Annotated in this window: 19 protein-coding genes; 8 read left to right on the top strand and 11 right to left on the bottom strand. The window is 67.5% G+C overall.

Features of this window, described 5'->3' with window-relative positions:
* Nucleotides 1–40 precede the first annotated feature (40 nt).
* Nucleotides 41–1,783 (top strand): NTP transferase domain-containing protein, encoded by a 1,743-nt coding sequence (locus OG203_RS33775; protein ID WP_405161267.1) that lies wholly within the window; start codon nucleotides 41–43, stop codon nucleotides 1,781–1,783.
* 12 nt (nucleotides 1,784–1,795) lie between these two features.
* On the opposite strand, the gene OG203_RS33770 is transcribed toward OG203_RS33775, so the two are convergent.
* A complete protein-coding gene (locus OG203_RS33770; protein WP_405161266.1) occupies nucleotides 1,796–2,683 on the bottom strand; it encodes an alpha/beta fold hydrolase in 888 nt (295 codons plus the stop codon).
* A 96-nt stretch (nucleotides 2,684–2,779) separates the two neighbouring features.
* Here OG203_RS33770 and OG203_RS33765 point away from each other — a divergent pair, with 96 nt between their 5' ends.
* Nucleotides 2,780–3,538, top strand: coding sequence for a methyltransferase domain-containing protein (locus tag OG203_RS33765; RefSeq protein ID WP_405161265.1), 759 nt, complete (start codon nucleotides 2,780–2,782; stop codon nucleotides 3,536–3,538).
* Nucleotides 3,539–3,683: 145 nt separating this feature from the next.
* On the top strand, nucleotides 3,684–3,884 hold the full coding sequence (locus tag OG203_RS33760) for a hypothetical protein (RefSeq protein WP_405161264.1): 201 nt from the start codon (nucleotides 3,684–3,686) through the stop codon (nucleotides 3,882–3,884).
* 69 nt (nucleotides 3,885–3,953) lie between these two features.
* On the opposite strand, the gene OG203_RS33755 is transcribed toward OG203_RS33760, so the two are convergent.
* The 4 genes from OG203_RS33755 to OG203_RS33740 are packed head-to-tail and all read right to left on the bottom strand — an operon-like array spanning nucleotide 3,954 to nucleotide 9,110.
* Entirely contained in the window at nucleotides 3,954–5,693 is a 1,740-nt protein-coding gene (locus tag OG203_RS33755) for a dipeptide ABC transporter ATP-binding protein (protein WP_405161263.1), read from the bottom strand.
* Nucleotides 5,690–6,559, bottom strand: coding sequence for an ABC transporter permease (locus tag OG203_RS33750; protein WP_405161262.1), 870 nt, complete (start codon nucleotides 6,557–6,559; stop codon nucleotides 5,690–5,692). Before OG203_RS33750 ends, OG203_RS33755 begins: the two co-directional genes overlap by 4 nt.
* Nucleotides 6,556–7,515 (bottom strand): ABC transporter permease, encoded by a 960-nt coding sequence (locus tag OG203_RS33745; protein ID WP_405161261.1) that lies wholly within the window; start codon nucleotides 7,513–7,515, stop codon nucleotides 6,556–6,558. The genes OG203_RS33750 and OG203_RS33745 overlap by 4 nt, the downstream gene beginning before the upstream one ends.
* A gap of 5 nt (nucleotides 7,516–7,520) precedes the next feature.
* Nucleotides 7,521–9,110 carry an ABC transporter substrate-binding protein gene (locus tag OG203_RS33740; protein WP_405161260.1) on the bottom strand — a complete coding sequence of 530 codons (1,590 nt, stop codon included), beginning with the start codon at nucleotides 9,108–9,110 and terminating at the stop codon, nucleotides 7,521–7,523.
* Nucleotides 9,111–9,386: 276 nt separating this feature from the next.
* Here OG203_RS33740 and OG203_RS33735 point away from each other — a divergent pair, with 276 nt between their 5' ends.
* The 4 genes from OG203_RS33735 (at nucleotide 9,387) to mtnC (ending at nucleotide 14,725) form a co-directional block, all read left to right on the top strand.
* A complete protein-coding gene (locus tag OG203_RS33735) occupies nucleotides 9,387–11,699 on the top strand; it encodes an arylsulfatase (RefSeq protein ID WP_405161259.1) in 2,313 nt (770 codons plus the stop codon).
* 82 nt (nucleotides 11,700–11,781) lie between these two features.
* Nucleotides 11,782–13,467 carry an S-methyl-5-thioribose-1-phosphate isomerase gene (mtnA, locus tag OG203_RS33730; protein WP_405161258.1) on the top strand — a complete coding sequence of 562 codons (1,686 nt, stop codon included), beginning with the start codon at nucleotides 11,782–11,784 and terminating at the stop codon, nucleotides 13,465–13,467.
* Nucleotides 13,464–14,039 carry a 1,2-dihydroxy-3-keto-5-methylthiopentene dioxygenase gene (locus OG203_RS33725; protein ID WP_405161257.1) on the top strand — a complete coding sequence of 192 codons (576 nt, stop codon included), beginning with the start codon at nucleotides 13,464–13,466 and terminating at the stop codon, nucleotides 14,037–14,039. Before mtnA ends, OG203_RS33725 begins: the two co-directional genes overlap by 4 nt.
* Nucleotides 14,036–14,725, top strand: a complete 690-nt coding sequence (gene mtnC, locus OG203_RS33720) for an acireductone synthase (RefSeq protein WP_405161256.1) — start codon at nucleotides 14,036–14,038, stop codon at nucleotides 14,723–14,725. Before OG203_RS33725 ends, mtnC begins: the two co-directional genes overlap by 4 nt.
* Before the next feature lie 6 nt (nucleotides 14,726–14,731).
* On the opposite strand, the gene OG203_RS33715 is transcribed toward mtnC, so the two are convergent.
* The 4 genes from OG203_RS33715 to OG203_RS33700 form a co-directional block, all read right to left on the bottom strand.
* Nucleotides 14,732–15,166, bottom strand: coding sequence for a YdeI/OmpD-associated family protein (locus OG203_RS33715; RefSeq protein WP_405161255.1), 435 nt, complete (start codon nucleotides 15,164–15,166; stop codon nucleotides 14,732–14,734).
* A 23-nt stretch (nucleotides 15,167–15,189) separates the two neighbouring features.
* Complete coding sequence (locus OG203_RS33710) at nucleotides 15,190–15,642, bottom strand: VOC family protein (RefSeq protein WP_405161254.1); 453 nt, start codon at nucleotides 15,640–15,642, stop codon at nucleotides 15,190–15,192.
* Between the two features lie 361 nt (nucleotides 15,643–16,003).
* Complete coding sequence (locus OG203_RS33705; protein WP_405161253.1) at nucleotides 16,004–16,819, bottom strand: hypothetical protein; 816 nt, start codon at nucleotides 16,817–16,819, stop codon at nucleotides 16,004–16,006.
* A 117-nt stretch (nucleotides 16,820–16,936) separates the two neighbouring features.
* Nucleotides 16,937–17,383 (bottom strand): cupin domain-containing protein, encoded by a 447-nt coding sequence (locus OG203_RS33700; RefSeq protein WP_405161252.1) that lies wholly within the window; start codon nucleotides 17,381–17,383, stop codon nucleotides 16,937–16,939.
* Between the two features lie 195 nt (nucleotides 17,384–17,578).
* Here OG203_RS33700 and OG203_RS33695 point away from each other — a divergent pair, with 195 nt between their 5' ends.
* The gene (locus OG203_RS33695; RefSeq protein ID WP_405161251.1) at nucleotides 17,579–19,282 is read left to right on the top strand and encodes a metallophosphoesterase; all 1,704 of its coding nucleotides are present in this window, start codon (nucleotides 17,579–17,581) and stop codon (nucleotides 19,280–19,282) included.
* A 6-nt stretch (nucleotides 19,283–19,288) separates the two neighbouring features.
* On the opposite strand, the gene OG203_RS33690 is transcribed toward OG203_RS33695, so the two are convergent.
* Both OG203_RS33690 and OG203_RS33685 read right to left on the bottom strand, forming a co-directional pair.
* A complete protein-coding gene (locus tag OG203_RS33690) occupies nucleotides 19,289–19,630 on the bottom strand; it encodes a TfoX/Sxy family protein (protein ID WP_405161250.1) in 342 nt (113 codons plus the stop codon).
* A 47-nt stretch (nucleotides 19,631–19,677) separates the two neighbouring features.
* Nucleotides 19,678–20,655 carry an alpha/beta hydrolase gene (locus OG203_RS33685; protein WP_405161249.1) on the bottom strand — a complete coding sequence of 326 codons (978 nt, stop codon included), beginning with the start codon at nucleotides 20,653–20,655 and terminating at the stop codon, nucleotides 19,678–19,680.
* Nucleotides 20,656–20,667: the final 12 nt, after the last annotated feature.

The following is a 20,667-nucleotide window of genomic DNA, read 5'->3' as shown; positions in this document are numbered from 1 at the left end:
GCATGTCCGCCATGGTGTACCTAGCTCGAGGTTGTGCTCGGTGACCGCTGCCGACGCGATCGTGCTCGCGGGCGGACGAGCCAGCCGGATGGGCGGGGTCGACAAACCCGCGATCGTCATCGGTGGTCGCTCCATGCTCGACGCCGCCCTGACCGCCGTCGCCTCGTGTGCGCACACGGTCGTGGTCGGACCGCATCGGCCCGAGCTGGCGCCGGAGGTCGGACAGGCGCGTGAGGTGCCGCCCGGGTCCGGGCCGGTGGCGGCGATCGGTGCAGGACTGCGCGCGCTCGGCTCGGCGGCGCCGCTGGTCGTGGTGCTCGCGGCGGATCTGCCGTTCCTGTCCGCCTGGTCGGTCAGCGAATTGATCAGGTATGCCTGCGAATCCGGCGCCGACGCGGTGTTCGCTGGGGACGAGTCGGGGCGGCCGCAGTATCTGATCGGGGTGTGGCGGCGCACCGCGCTGACCGCGGCGCTCGATCACTTGGACTCGCTGATCAATCAGCCGATGAAGGCGTTGATTCCGGCCGATTCGGCGATCATCGCGCTGCCCGGTGTCGCCGACTGCGATACCGACGAGGAGGTGCGCCAGGCCCGCGCATCGGTCGCCGCCGACCCGGCACCGGCGCTCTCGCTCAACGAGGCACGGAATATCCTGCGCGACAACCTCTCCCGGCTCACAGCCTACGAGGCAGACCTGCGCTCGGTGCGTGGCGCGGCACTCGCGGCGCCCCTGGCTGCGGTCGGACCGCTGCCCCGCTTCGACGTCTCCGCGATGGACGGGTACGCGGTAGCGGGCGACGGGCCGTGGCGATTGCGCCGCGATATCGGGTTCGCTGGCGGCCAGCGACCGGTCGGGCTGCTGCCAGGCGAGGCGGTGCGCATCGCCACCGGCGCGCACGTACCGGACGGCACCACCAGTGTGGTTCGCGACGAATTCGTCCGGGTGGCAACGGATGACAGCCTGCATCGACTGCCGGACACCCCGATCCGCGACGATGTCCGCCGCCGGGGCGAAGACCGTCATCCCGGCGATCTCGTTGCGCCGCAAGGAACTCCGGTCACCGCCGCATTGATCTCCGCGGCGGCGAGCGTCGAGGTGACCGCGGCGCCGGTGCGCGGACCGGTCCGGGCCCGGATCGTGATGACCGGCGACGAGATCCGCAGCGAGGGTCCGTTACACGCGGGCCAGACCCGCGACTCGATCGGTCCGATCCTGCCGGACCTGCTGTCCTGGTACGGGATTCGCACCGCCGACCGAGTGCACCTGCGCGACACCCCGAACGGTTTCGACGAGGTCCTCACCGAGGCCCAAGGATGCGACCTGCTGGTCATCGTCGGCGCGACCGGCAGCGGCGCCGCCGACCAGCTACGCGCCGCCGTGGCCCGCACCAAGGCACGAGTACTGGTCCAGCGACTACGACTACGACCGGGCGGCTCCACGCTCGTCGCCGAACTGTCAACGGGCACCACGGTTCTCGGCCTCCCCGGCAACCCCTTCGCCGCCGTAGCCACCCTGATGGCACTGGCCCCCGCCCTGGTCGAGGGACGCACCGGCAGCCCCGCTAGCCACCCCCTCCTCGGCCCACTACACAACGCCGCCGACATATCCGGCCCGGTAGCCCGCATCGTCCCCGCCCGCCACGCCCCCCACGGCGGCTGGCTCGGCGACCCAACCATCCGCACCGCCCACCTCGGCGGCCTCGTAAACCGCGACGGCCTCGTCATAGTCCCCGCCAACGCCACCAACAGCACAACCGTCGAATTCCTCCCCCTCCCGCGCTGACACAACTCCCGATCAGTCATCGATCAACGCCCGCAGCGCGCCAACAACGACATCGGGCCGCTCTTCTTGCAGGAAATGACCGCACCGCACCGCGGCGGTGCGTAGATCGGCCGCCCACGCCGCCCACACGGCCTTCGGGTCGAACGGAAGCCGCATCTCCCCCGGGTCCTGCCACAGCGCCAGGACGGGCATCATCAGCCGGTTGCCCACGGCCCGGTCGGCTTCGTCGTGGTCGTTGTCGAGGAAAGCGCTCGCGCGGTAGTCGGCACAGACCGCCTCGATCGCTCCTGGCGCTCGCGCCGCAGCGAGGTATTCCGCCCGGATCTCCGCGGGCACGCTACTGGGATCGTGCAGCCATCCATCGAGAAAGTGCCCGAAGAACACGTCGGGGTCGGCACGAATCATGCGCGTCGGCAGATCCGATTGCTGCGCAAGGAAATACAGGTGGAACGCGAACACGCCGGCCGCACCGCGCAGCGCCGCCCACATATCCCCGGCCGGGATCACATCAAGTATCGCGAGGTGGCTGATCGCCGCCGAATGATCCAGTCCGGCGCGGAACGCGACCAGTCCACCGCGATCGTGGCCAGCCAGCGCGAACCGATCGTGGCCGAGCGCACGCAGCAGCGTCACGATGTCGGCGGCCATCGTCCGCTTGGTGTAGACCGTGCCGTCCGCATCGTCGGCCGGTTTGTCGCTGTCCCCGTATCCGCGCAGGTCCGGACATACCACGAAGTGATCGGCTGCCAGATTCGCCGCGACGTGCCGCCAGGTCAGATGAGTCTGGGGAAACCCGTGCAGCAATACAACGGGCTTCCCGGCGCCTGCCACGGCCGCGTTGAGCGTCACCGCACCCACCGGGATCCGTTCGTAGGTGAAGCCGGGAATTCTGCTGGACATACCGGGATCATCGCGCGGCCCACCGACAGGTTCCGGCTCGTCGGTGGTGCAACAAACCTGTTGCTCTGGTGGCAACTACTCGGCAACAATTGGGGGATGGGACGGAGCTTTGCGGAACTGGTGGCGGAGGCCGGGGCTGTTTCGGTGGCCGGTTGGGATTTCGGGTGGCTGGATGGGCGGGCCAGTGAGGAGCGGCCGTCGTGGGGGTATCAGCGGGTGCTTGGGGAGCGGCTGGGGAAAGTCGCTGCGGCGCTGGATATTCAGACGGGGGGCGGGGAGGTGCTTGCGGGGGCGGGAAGTCTGCCGCCGCTGATGGTGGCGACCGAGTCGTGGCCGCCGAATATCGCCAAGGCGACGCGACTGCTGCATCCGCTCGGGGTGGCGTTGGTCGCCGATCCCGATGAGCCGCCGTTGCCATTCGGGGACAATGCCTTTGATCTGGTGAGCAGTCGGCACCCGGTTACCGTGTGGTGGTCCGAGATCGCGCGGGTACTTCGGCCGTCGGGCACCTATTTGGCGCAACATGTCGGCGATGCAAGCGTTTTCGAACTCGTCGAGTATTTCATCGGCGCGCAGACCGAGGAAATTCGTAAGCGCCGCAATCCCGATGATGATCGGGCAGCGGCGAAGGCCGCCGGACTCGATATCGTCGATCTCCGATACGAACGGCTACGCGTCGAGTTCGGCGATATCGGAGCGGTCGTTTACTTCCTGCGGAAGGTGCCGTGGATGGTCCCCGACTTCACGGTGGAGCGGTACCGCGACCGCCTGCTCGCGATGCACGACGAGATCACAGAAAATGGCCCATTCGTCGCCCACTCGACCAGATTCCTTATCGAAGCACGGAAGCCTTAACCAGTGTATAAGGCGTCTACCTGCGGAAATGACCCGGATCGCCGGTGTGACAGCCTTTTTTCACTTTCCCTTCCGGAATTGCGCAATGCTCGCTATCGTGAGTGACGTTAGGCGAATATCAATCCCCGGAAAGGACCGAGTGGAGATGGCTGAAAAGTCTAAGAACGCGCCTAAGAAAACGCCGAGGCAGATGGATCGGCAGCAACAGCAGCAGCGCCAGGATCAGGACAGGAACCAAGGCATGAACCGCGGCGGCGCAAATTCAGACGCCCAGCGCATGCCGAACCAGCGCCAGTCGGACGACGACCGGCGCAATGACGATCAGCGCAGGATGGGCCAGAACTAACTGGTCTACACCGCGGCCGCCGGTTCATTGTGGAATCGGCGGCTGCGGTTGTGGTCGTTCCGATGCGTTTTACGCGCCGACGGCCACAAGCACCGAACCATCGCCGCGGCCACGCGCGACCGCCGGATCGGGCGTCGGCACCGCGTCGAGCAGCCGCCGCGTGTATTCCGCCCTCGGCCGCGCGAAAACCGCTGCGACCGGCCCGGTTTCGACCACCGACCCGGCGCGCAACACCACAACTCGATCCGCGACCTGATGCACCACCGCGAGATCGTGGCTGATGAACAGGCAGGCGAAGCCGTACTCGTCGCGCAGGTCGGCGAACAGGTCGAGCACCTGCGCCTGCACCGAAACATCCAGGGCACTGGTCGGTTCGTCGGCGACGAGCAGCCGCGGCGCCAACGCCAGCGCCCGAGCCAGGGCGACCCGCTGCCGCTGACCACCGGACAACTCGCCGGGACGGCGCGACGCGTAATCCCTGGGCAGCCGGACGGATTCGAGAAGATCACCGACCTTCGCGCGAACCAGCGAACCGGACGCGACGCGATGCACCAGCAGCGGTTCGCCGATGGCGTCCTCGATGGAACGGCGCGGGTCAAGCGATGCGGCGACATCCTGATGCACCAGCGCGACATGCTTACGCAGCGCACGTAATTCCTTGGTGGCGAGCCCGCGTAGCGAAACCCCTTGCAGCTCGACCTCTCCCGCCTGCGCGGCGACGAGGCCGAGCGCGGTGCGGCCGAGAGTGCTCTTGCCGGAACCGGATTCGCCGACCAGGCCGACCACTTCGCGCGGGGCGAGCGTAAGCGACACGTCGTGCAAGGCACGGAACTCCCCCGCACCGCCGCGGCCCTGGTAGACCACAGTCAGATCGCTGATGCGCAGTACCGGGGTCGGAGGTGGTTCGGTGACAGCCTCGGATTCGGCCCTGACCGTTGCTGCGGCTTTCCGCAGCGTCTGACCTGCATTGTCGACCGTGTGGGCGTCCACTGCGGGCTGCCCGTCGCCGCCGGGCACCACACTGTCCGCCCGAGGCAGCCGCGGCACCGCTGCCAGCAACGTCCTGGTGTACTCCGCGCGCGGCTCGGCGAACACATCGAACACCGAACCCTGCTCGACCACCTTCCCGGCCCGCAACACCACCACCCGGTCGGCGATCTCGGCGACGACACCGAGGTTATGCGTGATGAACAGGATCGCGGTGCCATGATCGCGCCGCAAGGTGCGCAGCAGCGCCAGAATCTCCGCCTGCACCGTCACATCCAGCGCGGTGGTCGGCTCGTCGGCGATCAGCAGCTCCGGTTCACCGGACAGCGCGAGCGCGATCACCACGCGTTGCTTCTGGCCGCCGGAGAGCTGGTGCGGATACCAGTCGACGCGGCGCTGCGGCTCCGGAATATCCACCATCCGAAGCAGTTCCACCGCACGCGCGCGTGCGGCACCCTTCGAGATCCGGCGATGCGCCCGCAGCGCCCGCACGATCTGGGTGCCGACCTTCTGCACCGGGTTCAGCGCGGTCTGCGGCTCCTGGAACACCATTGCCGCGCGGGTGCCGCGCAAGCCACGAAGTTCGGACTCGGGTGCGTCCACTATCTCGTTGTCGCCCAACCGGATCGATCCGGCCGCTCGCGCTCCGTCGGGCAGTAGGCCGAGCGCCGCGCGGGCGGTGAGCGACTTGCCGGAACCCGATTCACCGACCAAGGCGACGACTTCGCCGCGGTGAACAGCGAAACCGATTCCATCCACTACGGTGCGGGTGCCGAAGCGCACCACCAGATCTCGGATCTCGAGCAGCGCGTCCTCGGTCATCCGATCCTCCTGGCCCGGCCAAGCGCCTGGGCGATCAACAGAAATCCGAGGGTCAGCCCGGCGACCACGGCCAGCGGGCCGATCGCCATCGCCGGGTTGGCGTCCAGATTGCCGATGGACTCCGAAATCAGCGATCCCAGTGAGGGATCCGGCGGACGTACCCCGATGCCGATGAAGCTCATCGCGCCTTCGAGGAACACCGCGACCGACATGGACAACGCCAGCTGCACGGCCAGCGGCTCGACGGCATTGGGCAGCACATGCTTTCGCAGCGTCCACCACGGCCCCGCCCCGATCACCTCGGCGGCCTCGACGAACGGCTGCTCGCGCACCTGCAGGATCGACGTGCGGATCTGTCTGCCGAAGATCGGGATCTCCGCCGCGATGATCACCACGGCCACCGCGTGCGCACCCGGCCCGGTGATCGCGGTCAACGCGATCGCGAAGATGAGCGCGGGGAAGGCGAGGATGAGGTCGAACACCCGCTGCGCCAGCACATCCGCGACCGCGTGCAGGCTCGACAGCAGCCCGGCCAGCGCACCGATCAGCGCGCCGAGCGGGACGGCGAGGAACACGATGAGCAGGTCGATCCGGATGCCGTGCAGCACCCGCGCGAGCACATCTCGGTTCAGGTGATCGGTGCCGAGCCAGTGTGCACCGCTCGGCCCCAACAGGTTCGCGCCGGGGATCTGCGCGATCGGATCGTAGGAGGTGAGCACACCGGCGAAGATCCCCGCCGCGGCGATCACGCCGACGAGCAGCACGCCGGTCAGCCCCTGGCCGCTGCGAAAGGCGCGCAGCAGCGGGTGTGCCGAACGCTCGGAAATGTCCTCCGGCACAACGGATTCCACCACAAGCTCGGTCATGACCGGCCCCCGATCCGGATCCGCGGATCCAGGTACGCGTGCGCGATATCGGTGAGCAGCTGGATCGCCACGAACACCGAAACCGACAGCAGCAACAGCACCTGCACGACGGGATAGTCGCGTCGGCTGATGCCCTGCTCGATGAGCTGGCCGATGCCTGGCCACGCGAACGCGGCCTCGACAAGCACGGCACCACCGAGTAGCTGCCCGGTCTGTATGCCCAAGGCCGTCAACATGGTCGGCAGCGCGTTGCGTAGGGCACCGCGAGTCACTATCTGCCAGTGCGAGATTCCCAGCGACCGTGCCGTGAGCACGTACTGCTTGCCGAGCTCGGTGCGCAGCGACTCGGTGAGGAAGCGCGTCAACGCCGCCGCCACCGGCAGCGCGAGGCAGATCGACGGCAACAGCAGGTACTGCACCGCGATATCGGGGCGGGCGATGAAACCATCCGGCGGCACCCCGCCCGCGGGCAGTACCGGAACAGCCACCGCGAAGACGAGCACGAGCAGCACGCTCGTCACGAAGGTCGGCAGCGCGATCGCCACCGTATTCGCCGCGGCGACAAGGGTATTCAGCCAGCGGCTCGGCCACGTCACCGAGACGACACTGACCACGAGGCTCACCACGACCGCCAGCACCAGCGCCGACCCGGTCAGCACCACGGTATTGGTCAGCCCGCGGCCGACGAGATCGGCGATCTGCCCGCCGATGAGGTAGGAGCGGCCGAGATCGAAGCGGAGCAGGTCGCCGAGCCACGTTACGTACTGCGCCGGGATGGACCGATCCAGCCCGAGCTGATGGCGGATCGCCGCGATCGTCTGCGGCGAGGCGTCCGCACCCGCCAGGGTGGTCGCCGGATCGCCGGGCACCAACCGCAACAGCAGAAAGATCAGCACCGAGGCGCCGAACAGCACCAGGACGGCGGAGGGCAAGCGCCGCAACAGATATCGGATCATCGAGCTCAGGCCAGGAAGGCGTCGGTGAGCACGGTCTCGCGACGCTTGGTCCAGGACAGCCCGTGCACCTTGCTCGCCGTGGCGACCTGCTTGAACCTGGCGCCGATCTCGATGAGGAACAGCCCGTCCAGCAGCTGTTCGCTGAGGGCCTGGTAAGCGCGTACCGCGTCGGGCCCGGTGCCCTTGGTGACCTGCCACGCCGCGTCGGCCGCCGCGACATAGGCGGGCGACTCGTAGTGCGAGGCGTTCTTGCGTGCGTTGAACGGGTAGGCGCTGACGGTCAGCGTGGACGGCACGAACTGCGCCCACGAGTGATCGGTGATCCACAGGCCCGGGAATTGCGCGCCGACAAGCTGTTTGACGAAGGTGGCCGAATCGATCGGGTCAAGGGTGACCTCGATGCCGATCTCGGCGAGGTTCGCCTGCACGATCTGCGCGGCTGATTCGTAGTAGGGCGTGCTGGTTTCGTAGGTCAGCGGCAGCTTCGGCGGCTTCGGTAGCTGGGCCAGCAACTGCTTGGCCTTGGTGAGGTCGCGGGCGTATTTGGTGTTGCGATTCTCGTCGAAGGCGGGAGAGGTCTTGGGCCACGGCAGATTCAGCGGGTACCCGGAACCGCGGAACACCTCGGCGATGATCCGTTCCCGGTCGATCGCGTAGGCGACGACCTGGCGCAGGCGGACATCGGCCAACGCCGGATCCTGCACGTTGGCACCGACATACAGCTGCAGCTCGCCGCCCTCGTAGTTGATGGCCTTGAATCCGCCGTTCTTGGCGAGGTTTTCGGTGTCGCGGTAGTTGAGGTCGTGCGCCACCGCGATCTGACCGGACTTCAGCGCGTTCAGCAGCGCCTGACTGTCCGGAATGACCTGTACCTCAACGCGATCCAGGTACGGACGCTCAGGCACCCAGTACTGCTCGTTCTTCTCGAAGACGAGCTGGGTGTTCGGGATGCGCTGAGTCAGCTTGAACGGGCCGGTGCCGACGAACTTGTCGCCCGTCGCGAGCTGGTCGATGGATTCGCTGTCCAGGATCGGCGCGCTATCGAGCAGGTCGAACACATTGCCGAGCGGGTGGGCGAACTGGAGCACGATGCGATGCGGCGCGCTGGTGTCGAAGCCGGTGATCGCCGCGGCCGTACTCTTCAGCTGCGCGGACCATTTCGGGTCGGCGTGGGTGCGCAGCGAGAACTCGACATCCTTCGAGGTGAACGGGCGTCCGCTGTGGAACTTGACGTCGTCGCGCAGTTCGACGGCGAGGGAGAGCCCATCGGGCGCGAGATCCCACGACTTCGCCAGGCGCGGCGCGGGTTCCAGCTTGTCGTTCGGGTAGCGGGTCAGCGTCTCGTAGACCAGTCCGATCAGCGCGGGGGTCGTGCCGGTGTTGGTCAGCAGATTGCCGGGCACGATATCCACCGGGGTGCCGACCTTCAAGGTGCCGCCGCGCACCGGCGCGGCATTGTCGCCACCGGCTGACTTCTGCTCGTTCACCGCCGACGTGCAGGCCGCGAGCGCACCGGTGCCGAAGATCGCGAGTGCGGCAATTCCCGTGCCACGCAAGAAGTTACGGCGATCGAATGCGCCGGGGGTAGAGCTCATCTGATAGATCCTCGAAGACACATCGGCCGGGAGACGGGCCGACTACGGCGCCGCAGTGGCGCCGGGAAAAGGGCAAAGAGTCAGCGGTGGCGTGCGTCAGCCACGCGACGGGCGACACGAACAGCAGGGGTCCTGCGCGCACTCCGCCTGGGGTGCGCAGGGCTGATTCGAGTCCATGCCGGTGACGCTAACAGGTAGCGATCGGGCGAACACCGGTTCCGCGCAGCGTGCGCGAAATACTGGTGACCTGGTCATATTCCACTGTTTCCTGGAAGGATGCCTGTTCCCTCCCATGCGCGCGGTTACGAGTCCTTCTCCGGCACCATCGGACGCACCACCGCCGATTCGACCCCCGAGTGGACCTATCCGCCGACGGCACCGGCCGACGCACCGAACATCATCGTGGTGCTGGTCGACGATATGGGATACAGCGATATCGGCCCGTTCGGCTCCGAAATCGACACGCCGACACTGGATCGGCTCGCCGCGCGCGGTGTCCGCCTGACGAATTACCACACCACCCCGCTGTGCTCGCCGTCGCGGGCCGCGCTGCTGACCGGAATCAACTCGCACCGCGCGGGTTTCGGCTTCGTCGCCAATGCCGATCCCGGATATCCCGGCCTGCGACTGGAACTCGCCGACGATGTGCTGACGCTGCCGGAGATACTGCGCGGCAACGGATACGCGACGTACGCGGTCGGCAAATGGCATCTGGTGCGCGACGCCACGATGAACCCTGCGGCACACCGGGATTCGTGGCCGACCCAGCGCGGCTTCGACCGCTACTACGGCTCGCTGGAGGGCCTGAACTCCTTCTACTACCCGAATCAGCTGGTGTCGGACAGTTCTGTGGTCGATGTCGAGGAGTACCAGGAGGACTACTACCTCACCGACGATCTGACCGACAAGGCGATCTCCTACATCAAGGATCTGCGCGCACACGATTCGGCCAAGCCGTTCTTCCTCTACTTCGCGCACGTCGCCATGCACGGCCCGTTGCAGGCCAAGCCCGACGACCTGGCCAAGTATCGCGGCCGCTACGCCGAGGGCTGGGACAAGTTGCGGCAGAACAGGTTCGCCGCTCAGCTCGCGCAGGGCCTGTTCCCCGAGGGCACCGCGCAGAAGCCGCGCAACACCGAGCCCGGTTATGAAGCGGCGGAATGGGATTCGCTCACCGAGGCGCAGCAGCGCCGTTTCGCCAGGTACATGGAGGTGTACGCGGGCATGGTCGACAGCATCGACCAGAGCCTCGGCCGCATCCTCGACACCCTCGAACAGCTCGACGAACTCGACAACACCATCGTGGTGTTCACCTCCGACAACGGCGGCACCGCCGAGGGCGGCCCGGAGGGAACCCGCACCTACTTCGCCGAGTTCGCGCACATCGACGACCCGGATTGGGTCGGCGATGTCCCGCTCGACGAGGAGCTGATCGGCACCGCGCAACTGGGCGTGCACTACCCGCGCGGCTGGGGACAGGCGTCGAACACGCCGTTCCGCTTCTACAAGGGGCAGACCTTCGCGGGCGGTGTGCGGGTGCCGCTGCTGGTGTCCTGGCCGAAGGGGCTGCCGCGCACCGACGACGACAACGGCATCCGCCACGAATACGCCTACGTCACCGACCTGGCGCCGACCCTGCTGGAACTGGCCGGGCTCAGACGGCCCAGCGTACGTAACGGCCTGCCCGCCAAGGACTTCGACGGCGTCTCCGCCGCCGAACTGCTGCGCGACCCGAGCGCACCCACCAGGCACACCGAGCAGTACTCCGAGATGACCGGGCATCGCGGCTTCTACCGCGACGGCTGGAAGCTGCTGTCCCTGCACGAGCGCGGCGCCGATGTCGACGCGCCGAACTGGCAGCTGTTCGACGTGCGCGCCGATCCGACCGAGCTGCACGACCTTTCGGCACAGTTCCCGGACAAGGCCGCCGAGCTGGCCGCCGCCTGGGACGAATCCGCCTGGGCGAACACGGTTTTCCCGCTGCTCACCCGACAGGATCTGGCGCGCAGGCGGCCCGAGGAGCGACGCTTCAGCGAGCCGCTGCGACTGCTGCCCGGCACCCCGACGTTGGAGCGCTACCGCTCGCAGCGACTGATCGCCTACCGGGACTTCACGATCAACGCGGAGCTGGACAACTATCGACCGGGCGACGAGGGAGTCCTTGTCGCCCATGGCGATCCGCTCGGCGGCTACCTCCTCTATATCGAGGACGGCTGGTTGACGTTCGGGGTGAACAGCTACGGCAGATACCACTCGGTGTCGACGGGCCCGCTCGCGCCGGGCACCCGCCGGGTCTCGGTGTCCGCGACCGTACGCCCGCACCTGCGCTGGGACTTCACCATCGACGTCGACGGCACCAGGGTCGGCGAACTCCGCGACCAGGTGCAACTGGTCGGCATGTCGCCGTGGACCGGCATCTCCGTCGGCGTCGACGCGCGCGGCCCGGTCTCGTGGGACCTGCGGCAGCGGCGCGGCGCGTTCCGCTACACCGGCACCCTGCGCGCGATCACCTACACCCCCGGCCCGATCCGGGTACCGACGGGCACCATCGAGGCGGTGGAACGGGAGGCGGAATTCGTTGCGGAGTGAGCGGCCGACTTTCTCGGAGCCGCTTCCGTCCGATACCGTTGACCAGGCACAACACGGCTCCACGCGATAAAGGATGCGCCTGATGGACGACAGTTCCCTGATCTGGGACGACGGTGCGCTGGTCACCATCGACCAGCGCGGGCTGCCGCACGAGGTCCGCGAGCTGCGGCTCGGCACGGTCGACGCGGTCATCGACGCAATCCGGGTGCTTGCCATCCGTGGCGCGCCCGCGATCGGCATCGCCGGGGCGTTCGGGGTGGTCATAGCCACCGCCGCGCACACCGTCGACGGCGTGGTCGATGAGGTTCGGACGCAGGCCGACGCCGATCGCATCGCGGCCGCCCGGCCGACCGCGGTAAACCTCGCGTGGGCGGTTGAGCGGGTGCGCGCCAAGGTCGCGCAGGGGGCCGATGCGGTGCTCGCCGAAACCCTGGACATGCTCGCCGAGGACGGCCGGGTCAACCGGGCCGCCGCGACGCACGCCGCCGACCTGGTGCAGCGGCTCTGCCCGGACCGGCCGCTGCGGGTGCTCACCCACTGCAACACCGGACGGCTCGCGACGAGCGCGTTCGGTACCGCGATCGGCACGCTTCGGGTGCTGTCCGATCGAGGCGCGATCGAGAACGTCCTGGTCGACGAGACGCGCCCGCTGCTGCAGGGCGCGCGGCTCACCACCTGGGAGCTCGCCGAGGCCGGCATCCCGCATCGACTGACCATCGATTCCGCCGCGGCATGGGCGATGGCGACCGGGCAGGTCGACTGCGTGCTGGTCGGCGCGGATCGGGTCACCGTGAACGGCGATGTGGCGAACAAGATCGGCACGTACGCGCTCGCGCTCGCGGCTCGCCAGCACGACATTCCGTTCATCGTGGTCGCGCCGGAATCGACCCGCGATCCGAATATGGCGACCGGGCGCGACATCGTGGTGGAGGAGCGGGCCGCCACCGAGGTGATCGGATTCGGCGGTGTCGCAACGGCTCCCGAGGGGACCGAGGTGTTCAATCCGGCGTTCGATGTGACGCCAGGGGATTTGGTGACGGCGGTCGTCACGGAGTTGGGCGTGGTGCATCAGGCAGGATCGACCAGATCCGTCGATGACGCCAGCACCGGCGGTAATCCGCTGCCAGGCAAGGTAATTGCCGATATCGCGCGCGGGCTGTACCAGCGCGGCTGGATGCCGGGTACCGCAGGCAATATCTCGGTGCGGACCGGCGAGACCGCCGTGATCACCGGCAGCGGCTTGTCCAAAGGTGAACTCACCGAACACGATATGGTGACCGTCCGGGTTGCCGATTCGACGCCGGTCTCCGCCAGCAGCCGGAAACCGTCGGCGGAGACCACAATTCACACTGCCGCGTACCGAGCCACCACCGCGCAGGCGGTCGTGCACATTCATCCGCCCTACGCCACCGCGCTGGCCACCCGATCCGGCGCGTCCGATGCGGTGACCACCCTGCGTATCACCGACTACGAGCTGATCAAGGGCCTCGGCGGCACCGATCCGGCGGCCATCGATATCCCGGTGTTCCCCAACTGGTCCGATGTGCCGCGCATCGGTACCGACATCGAGCGCTATCTCACCGACCACCCCGCCGCTCCGCCGGTCCTGTTCATCGCGGGCCACGGGATCACCGCGTGGGGGGACAATATTTCTCAGGCGCGCGATCGCGCCGAATGTCTAGAGGCCCTGTGCGAGCTGGTGGCCCGCACCGGGCGTCGGCAGGCCTTCGGTGCCAGCGACGAGACTCTCGAGATTGGACTGACATGACCCTGCTCCAGGTGATGGCCGCCGACAACCCGGCCGACGTGCGGGTACGTACCACCGACGACGCGGTGATCGGCACCGAATTGGCAAAGCACGGCATCACTTTCGGCCGCTGGCCGGTGGTGGACAACGCGGCGGCGGTCGCCTCCGATGAGCTGCTCGCGCACTACACCGACCAGGTCGCCGAGCTGAACGAGTCCGGACGCTACAAGCACATCGACATCGCCCGCATCCACCCGGACGACGCCAACCCCGAGTGGCCGCAGATCGCCAAGGGCGCGCGGGAGAAGTTCCTCAACGAGCACCGGCACGCCGAGGACGAGGTCCGCTACTTCGCCGCCGGACGCGGCTGCTTCTATCTGCACCTCGGGCACGAGGTGCTGGCCGTCGTCTGCGAGGGCGGCGACCTGCTCTCGGTGCCAGCGGGCACCCTGCACTGGTTCGATATGGGCGGTCGACCCGATTTCATCGCCATCCGCTTCTTCGAGGAGGAGGACGGCTGGGTCGGCGATTTCAGCGGCGACCGGATCAGCGAAGGGTTCCCGACCCTCGACGAACTGCTCACCGCCTCATGATCACGACGGTAGTTGTCGATATCGAAGGAACAACCAGCCCAACCAGTTCGGTGCGCGAAGACCTGTACGGCTATACGCGCGAACGGCTTCCGGCGTGGTTGGCCGAAAACCGCACGGACGCGGCGGCTCCCATCATCGCCGCCGCCCGTGCGCAGGCCGGGCGGCCCGATGCCGATACCGATGAGGTCGCGGGCATTCTGCGGGGCTGGCTCGACTCCGACGTCAAAGCCGAGTCGCTGAAGGCGGCCCAAGGCCTGATCTGTGCGGAGGGCTTCCGTAGCGGCGCGCTGCACGGTGAGTTCTTCGCCGATGTGCCGCCCGCGCTACGCGCCTGGCATGCGGAGGGTCTCGCGTTGTACGTGTATTCGTCGGGATCTGTTCGTAACCAACAGGATTGGTTCACGTTCGCGCGCGGCGGTGAACTGGCCTCGCTGATCAGCGGGCACTTCGATCTGTCCACCGCGGGCGGTAAGCGTGAGCCCTCGTCGTACGAGAAGATCGCGGGCGCGATCGGTGTCCCCGGTGACCGCATCCTGTTCCTGTCCGACCATCCGGATGAGGTCGACGCGGCCGTCGCCGCGGGTTGGCATGCGATTGGACTCGCCCGGCCAGGTGAGCCCAATCCCCCACGCCCACCGCATCGTTGGGTCGACACGTTCGCCGACATCGACCCGGCGGCCGGATAAGCAAGATCAGCTCAGTGCCTCGACAACCTTCGTGATCCGCCGGGCGCGGGTCTCCGCACGCTTGGCGTCGATGACCGCCGTGACGTGTTCGCGCCGTCGCGAATAGGACAGCTTGTCGAAGGCGGCTGCTAGACCGGCGGAGCGCAATGCTGCGGCCAGGTCGTCCGGTACCTCGACGGTTCGCGCTGTGTCGTCACGCGCCACCGTGACCACGACCCGGTCACCGGGCTGCTTACCCAGCTCGGTGCGGATCGCCTTCAGCACGCCGAGGCAGGGTCCGGAACCCATGTCGGCGATGGAGCCGTGGTACTCGACGCCGTCGAAGGACGCCGTGACCGGGATCCGGCCGCCGCCGCCCAGCGCGACAACGACCTCGTCCGGCACCGCGACATACGCCCCGCCACCGGCCCCGGACTCGATCGTCGCTTCGAATTCCGCCATGAACCCGACCATAACCCCCGCGTTTACGCGTTGTCGTACGCGTCCTGGAGAGTCTTGATATCAAGCTTGGACATGCTGCGCAGTGCCGTCCCGACGGCGATGGACTTCGCGGGATCATCGCTGCCCATCAGGGTGGGCAGCGCGGCGGGCACGATCTGCCAAGACAGGCCATAGCGGTCGGTCAGCCAGCCGCACGGGCCAGGCTCGCCGCCCTCGGTCAGGGCATCCCACAGCCGGTCGATCTCCTCCTGCGTCTCGACCACAACCTGCAACGAGGCCGCGTCGGTGAACGAATGCCCCGGCCCACCGTTCATCAGCGTGACCGCATGCCCGTCGAGATCGAGCGACACGACAAATGCCGCCCCATCCGAGTTACGCGAAACGTCGGTGATCCGCGAGTTCGGCACCACCGCGGTGTACAGAGCGGCCGCTTCTTCAGCCGCACTGTCGAACCAGAGGAAAGTATTGACGGACATGATGGCTCCTTATCGATGATGTGACGTGCTGTCACCCCCTGGTCGGAGCCATCCGCACCGCTTCGACCTATCTAGCCGAATCCCTCGAAAGAAAGCTCGCTCGACTACGCCTGGTCGTCGATGAAGAGGTCAGAGATCTCGGTTGCGGTCACCGCACGATGGAGCCACGGAAGCACCACCTTCGGGTCTAGGTATGACGTGATGTGAGTACGAACATCGGGTGGGACTTCGATCTCTCGCACATGCAGGACCTCGAGAATGCATTCTTGGATTACCTGTGCTACTACTGATTCTCGCCGCAGCTCATGCACCCGCCGAGAAATCTCATCCAAGACGGACTGGTGGACATAGATCTCCGCCATTAGACCTCGAAAAGTTCAGCGACCGTGGCAACCGTCACCGATTGATCGAGCCAGCCGCGCAGCACATCAAGGTCGGTGCACGACGTGACCCGGTCTCGCACATCATCGCCAATAGCGAATCCGCGACGCTCCAGGACCCGCAGGATGCTTCCAGCAACCTCCTCGGTCCGCCCCTCGTCACGCAGGCGCTGCGAGGTTTCCGAGCGGAAGAACGACAGGTCGAGCGTCATCAGTTGCCTCCAAGTGTCGAGGGCCTGGCTGTTGCCGAGGCCGAGTTCGGTGAGTTCGGCGAAGACGTGGGCGTCCTCTTCGTCGATCTCCCGCAGTGCGGCGGCCAGCGACTTCAGTATCGCATCAATGCTGGGGTCGTTGGCGTGCGTCATTGCGGAGAGGGCGGCTAGGGGGATGTCGGCGGCCGCGGTGGCCGGGTCGGTGACGACGGGGACGTTATCGGGGCCTAGGACGAGGGGGGACATGGTGAGGCTGCCGGCCCAGAACGATGGGCCGAGCGGCACGACGCGGGCGGCCCATTCCGCAGTGCGGCGGTCATGGCAGACGACCAGCAGCACCGCGGGAAGGCGGTACTTCGCGTGGGCGTGGGCTAGGTAGTACGCCCACGCCGAGGGCTTGTCCGAGTCGGCTTCACCTTGTGCCTCGACCAAAAGCAGAAACTGGCCCGTCGGCACGGTGAACCGTAATAGGGTGTCCACTCGGCGCTCGAGCGGTCTGATCTCGGTGAGATCGGTTGGTAGCAAAGCTACTTCGCTCGGGTCGCCCAGGGGGACGTCCAACGCGCGGAACGCGCGCGCGAACATCGCTGGGTGGTGCTGGAAGATCCGGTGCAACGCTTCATGTTGGGAACCGACCATGCCGACGAAGATACCTCGAGAATCGAAAGTATGTTCGAGTCACATTTGGCGATCTAGCACCGGCTAGGCGCAGGGTGGGGCGGGGGCGTCCTCGAAGAGGGGTTTGGCGGTGGGCGGGGCGTAGACGACGTCGAGGATGAGGGGGTCGGGGCCTAGGTTGCGGCCGATGTGGACGTTCCAGGCGCCTGCGGGTTCATAGATGAAGTCACCCGCGTGATAGACGGGGGCGACGCAGTCGGGGCCAGGGTGGGTGAGGGTGCCTGCGCGGATGATGCCGAAGACGGGGCCGTCGTGATAGTGCCAACCGGTGGAACCGCCTGGGGCGATAGTGATTTCGCGGACAACGAGGTCGGTGCCCGCGACGAAAGGGAGGAGTCCGGCGGGGATCTGGGCTGCCGCGAGGGTGACGGCGGTGATGTCCGTGCCGGGAGTGGCGCTGGCGGGGGCACCAACGCAGAGGGCGGTGCCGAGGGTGATGACGGCGGCGGATCCGCGGATGAAGGGCGTCATCGCGGGAGCATATCGGGCTGGACGGCTTACCGGAACAGGTGAATCACACCTGGTGGTGGCCGAATTCCGGGATGCGAGCTGGTGACGGGAGCGTCTGCACGACCGTGCCAGGATGGACAGAGTTCACCCAGTGTTCGCACTCGGCTCGCGGTGTCGAGTTGCCGGGTGCGCTCGAGCGGTCCAACATCGGTCGTTATGGCGTCGAACCCGCTGAACCCCGTAGGCGATATTCCGGAAACCGGAATCCCAGGCGGGCTTTCCGCCGACATGACAATGGCCGAGCAGCATGCCTGGCATCGCGACTATCTGCGACGACACCCGGTGACGCGCCGCAACATCCTGCGCGGCGCCGCGGCTGCCGCGGCCGTGGCGGCGGTCGGCACGTCGCCGTTCGGTAAGCGCGCCTACGCCCAGGACGCGCAGCTCGCCGTCGGCGGCCGGCACGTCGGGTTCGGGCCAGACTCGACCAGCCAGCTGCGCTTCGCGGCCCAGCTGTCCAGGCAGCCCGCGGGCACCAAGGTGTTTCTCGATCACGGCCCGACACCGGGCCTCGGTGCGACGGTGGAGGCCGAGGTACGCAATCTGCTGACCCAGCTGCCGAGCAGCGACGGCGGAGTCCTTGCGGCCGAACAGTTTTACGCGCACGCGCCGGTGGACGGACTGCCCGGCCGGGTGCCGCACTTCTATCGTTGGCGCACCGCCGACGGGTTCACCGGTGATATCCGCGCCGCCGCCACCGCGATGCCCACCGCGCGGGCCGCGATCGTGCCGTTCCGCTTCACCATGATGGGCGACCAGGGCACCGACGAAACACCCGCGCTGCCAGCGGGTCTCGTGCCCGGCGACTACGACGACAAGTACTACAAGGCCGACAACGAGCCGAACGCACCGCACGCGACCAACGTGCTGCGCCAAATCGCCTCGGCCAAGCCGGATTTCCACATCCTGGCCGGCGATATCGCCTACGCCGATCCGTCCGGCGCAGGCAAGCCCGCCCAATTCGTTTCGCACAGTGGGCAACTCCCGGACGGCTTCGACAAGTTCAACCCGTACGTGTGGGACGTCTACTTCGGCGCCATCGAGGCCAGTGCCGCCCAGACACCGTGGATGTTCGCGACCGGCAACCACGACATGGAGGCGACCTACGGCGCCCTCGGCTATGGCGGGCATGCGGCGCGGCTCGACCTGCCCGGCAATGGGCCGTCCGGCTGTCCGTCGGCGTATTCGTTCACCTACGGCAATGTCGCGGTGCTCTCGCTCGACGCCAACGACGTCTCCTATGAGATTCGCGCCAACACCGGGTATTCCGGTGGGGCACAGACGAGTTGGGTGGAGCGCACGCTGGCCGCCTATCGCGCGAACCCCGCTATCGACTTCCTCGTCTGTTTCTTCCACCACTGCGCCTATTCGACGACCGACGCGCACGCCAGCGACGGCGGGGTGCGCGACGCCTGGGTGGCGCTGTTCGACCGCTACCAGGTGGATCTGGTGCTGCAGGGCCACAATCACGTCTTCGAACGCACTGACCCGATCCGCGGCAATGCCGCGACGAAGGTCGCCGGCGACAACTCCGTGGTCTACCCGGAGACCGACGGCACGGTGTACTACACGGTCGGCGGTGGCGGCCGTCCCCGCTACGACTTCCAGCCGGGATCGCGGGAGTCCTACCGCGGCAACGAGATACCGGACACCTCGGTACCCAACAGCTACGTGTGGTCGTCCGGTGGCGACAAGCAGGACGAGGCGGCACCGTGGTCGCGGGTGCGGTTCCGCAACTACTCGTTCCTGCGCGTCGACGTCCGGCCCGGCATCTTCGCCAGTGAGATGGACGTGACCGCCGTCGACGAGTACGGCCGCGAGTTCGACAAGGTCACCTACCGCAGGCAGGTGCGCGGCTGAGGCGAACTACTTCTTCTTTTTCGGCGGCAGCGACCGCGCGTAACCCACGCCGCGGTCAACCCACTCGCGCAGCACCGTGTCATCGTCGGCCGCCTCGGCGGTGACGCGCAGCCAGCCGGCCATGTCCCGGCCACCCATCACCATCGGCTCCACGAACTCGATGGCGAGCAGCTCGTCGCTGTCCTCCGGGTCGACCCGGACCATCAGACCGCCCTGCCTACTGGCCGCCACCGCCATATTGCCGCCGATCAGGAAGGCCAGGCCGCCGAACATCTTCCGTTCGGACAGCTCCGGCCCCGGCTTGATCAGCAGCCGGATGCGGTCGGCCAGTTCCTCGTCGTACGCCATAACGAGATTGTCGGCCATGGCACCGACATGTTCGGGCCGACGAACCCTTAAGCGCCGATCGCCGCGGCGAACAGCGGCCAGGACTGGTGCACGTCGTCCTGCCAGTAGGTCCAGGCGTGGGTGCCCGCCGGGCGCAGGTTCGCGGTGACCGGGATGCCGAGCTCGTGCAGCCGGTCAACGAACGGCCGGGTGCAGCCGCCGACGACGGTCTCCATCACGCCGCCGACCAGCAGCCGGTCGGCCAGGCGGGCCGGGTTGCCGTCGACGCCGGTGTCGCCGAGGTTGTCGTGCTCACCGGGCACGCCGTTGCCCGACGAAATGTAAAGCGCCAGGCCGCGCAGGTGTTCGGCCTGCAGCATCGGATCGTGCTCGGCCCAGGCCGGATTGTCCGGTCCGCCCCACATGTTCGACGCGTTCGCGCCGAACACCGCGAGCTGTGCCGAGACATACGCCTGCGCCACCGGATCACTGGTGCGCGGGCAGCCACTGTAGGCGCCGACCGCCTGGTAGAGGCCGGGTGCGCCGGTCGCGAGGTTCAGCGCCGAGGTCGCCGACATGGACAGTCCCGCAATGGCATTGCGGCCCGTCATCCCGAACTTCGCCGCTAACAACGGCGGCAGTTCCTTGGTCAGAAAGGTGGTCCACTGGTTGCGGCCGAGCGCCGGGTCGTCGCGCAGCCAGTCGGTGTAGTAGCTGGCCCGTCCGCCCATCGGCACGATCACGTTGACGTTCTTGTCCGCGAAGAACTGCGCGACGTCGGTGCGCCGCGTCCACGGCCCGCCGTCCTCGCCGCCGTCGACCGCGTTGAGCAGATACAGCGCGGGCGCGCCGGAGCCGGGATGCGACATCCACAGCGTGATCGGCTTGTTCATGGCCGCCGACTGCACGACGACCTCCAGTTCCCGCCCGCCGAGCGGCCGCACATCCAGGATGCGGGAATCGGGGTCCGCGGCGGCCGTCGTGACCGGGACGAGCGCGGCGACAACCGCGAGGAGAGGAACCAGGCATCGCATCAGCCGGAGCATGGCGTCGAGTAT

It is taken from the genome of Nocardia sp. NBC_01499 (genome assembly GCF_045040275.1).
Lineage (GTDB): Bacteria > Actinomycetota > Actinomycetes > Mycobacteriales > Mycobacteriaceae > Nocardia.
Note: the sequence above shows the minus strand (reverse complement) of the source record. Positions and strands in the feature narration are given on the sequence as shown.

Bases quoted from the DNA above. Each gene is read 5' to 3' on its own strand.
- OG203_RS33770 (WP_405161266.1), bottom strand. From the start codon at position 2,683: ATGTCCAGCAGAATTCCCGGCTTCACCTACGAACGGATCCCGGTGGGT.
- OG203_RS33765 (WP_405161265.1), top strand. From the start codon at position 2,780: ATGGGACGGAGCTTTGCGGAACTGGTGGCGGAGGCCGGGGCTGTTTCG.
- OG203_RS33760 (WP_405161264.1), top strand. From the start codon at position 3,684: ATGGCTGAAAAGTCTAAGAACGCGCCTAAGAAAACGCCGAGGCAGATG.
- OG203_RS33755 (WP_405161263.1), bottom strand. From the start codon at position 5,693: ATGACCGAGGACGCGCTGCTCGAGATCCGAGATCTGGTGGTGCGCTTC.
- OG203_RS33750 (WP_405161262.1), bottom strand. From the start codon at position 6,559: ATGACCGAGCTTGTGGTGGAATCCGTTGTGCCGGAGGACATTTCCGAG.
- OG203_RS33745 (WP_405161261.1), bottom strand. From the start codon at position 7,515: ATGATCCGATATCTGTTGCGGCGCTTGCCCTCCGCCGTCCTGGTGCTG.
- OG203_RS33740 (WP_405161260.1), bottom strand. From the start codon at position 9,110: ATGAGCTCTACCCCCGGCGCATTCGATCGCCGTAACTTCTTGCGTGGC.
- OG203_RS33735 (WP_405161259.1), top strand. From the start codon at position 9,387: ATGCCTGTTCCCTCCCATGCGCGCGGTTACGAGTCCTTCTCCGGCACC.
- mtnA (WP_405161258.1), top strand. From the start codon at position 11,782: ATGGACGACAGTTCCCTGATCTGGGACGACGGTGCGCTGGTCACCATC.
- OG203_RS33725 (WP_405161257.1), top strand. From the start codon at position 13,464: ATGACCCTGCTCCAGGTGATGGCCGCCGACAACCCGGCCGACGTGCGG.
- mtnC (WP_405161256.1), top strand. From the start codon at position 14,036: ATGATCACGACGGTAGTTGTCGATATCGAAGGAACAACCAGCCCAACC.
- OG203_RS33715 (WP_405161255.1), bottom strand. From the start codon at position 15,166: ATGGCGGAATTCGAAGCGACGATCGAGTCCGGGGCCGGTGGCGGGGCG.
- OG203_RS33710 (WP_405161254.1), bottom strand. From the start codon at position 15,642: ATGTCCGTCAATACTTTCCTCTGGTTCGACAGTGCGGCTGAAGAAGCG.
- OG203_RS33705 (WP_405161253.1), bottom strand. From the start codon at position 16,819: ATGTTCGCGCGCGCGTTCCGCGCGTTGGACGTCCCCCTGGGCGACCCG.
- OG203_RS33700 (WP_405161252.1), bottom strand. From the start codon at position 17,383: ATGACGCCCTTCATCCGCGGATCCGCCGCCGTCATCACCCTCGGCACC.
- OG203_RS33695 (WP_405161251.1), top strand. From the start codon at position 17,579: ATGGCGTCGAACCCGCTGAACCCCGTAGGCGATATTCCGGAAACCGGA.
- OG203_RS33690 (WP_405161250.1), bottom strand. From the start codon at position 19,630: ATGGCGTACGACGAGGAACTGGCCGACCGCATCCGGCTGCTGATCAAG.
- OG203_RS33685 (WP_405161249.1), bottom strand. From the start codon at position 20,655: ATGCTCCGGCTGATGCGATGCCTGGTTCCTCTCCTCGCGGTTGTCGCC.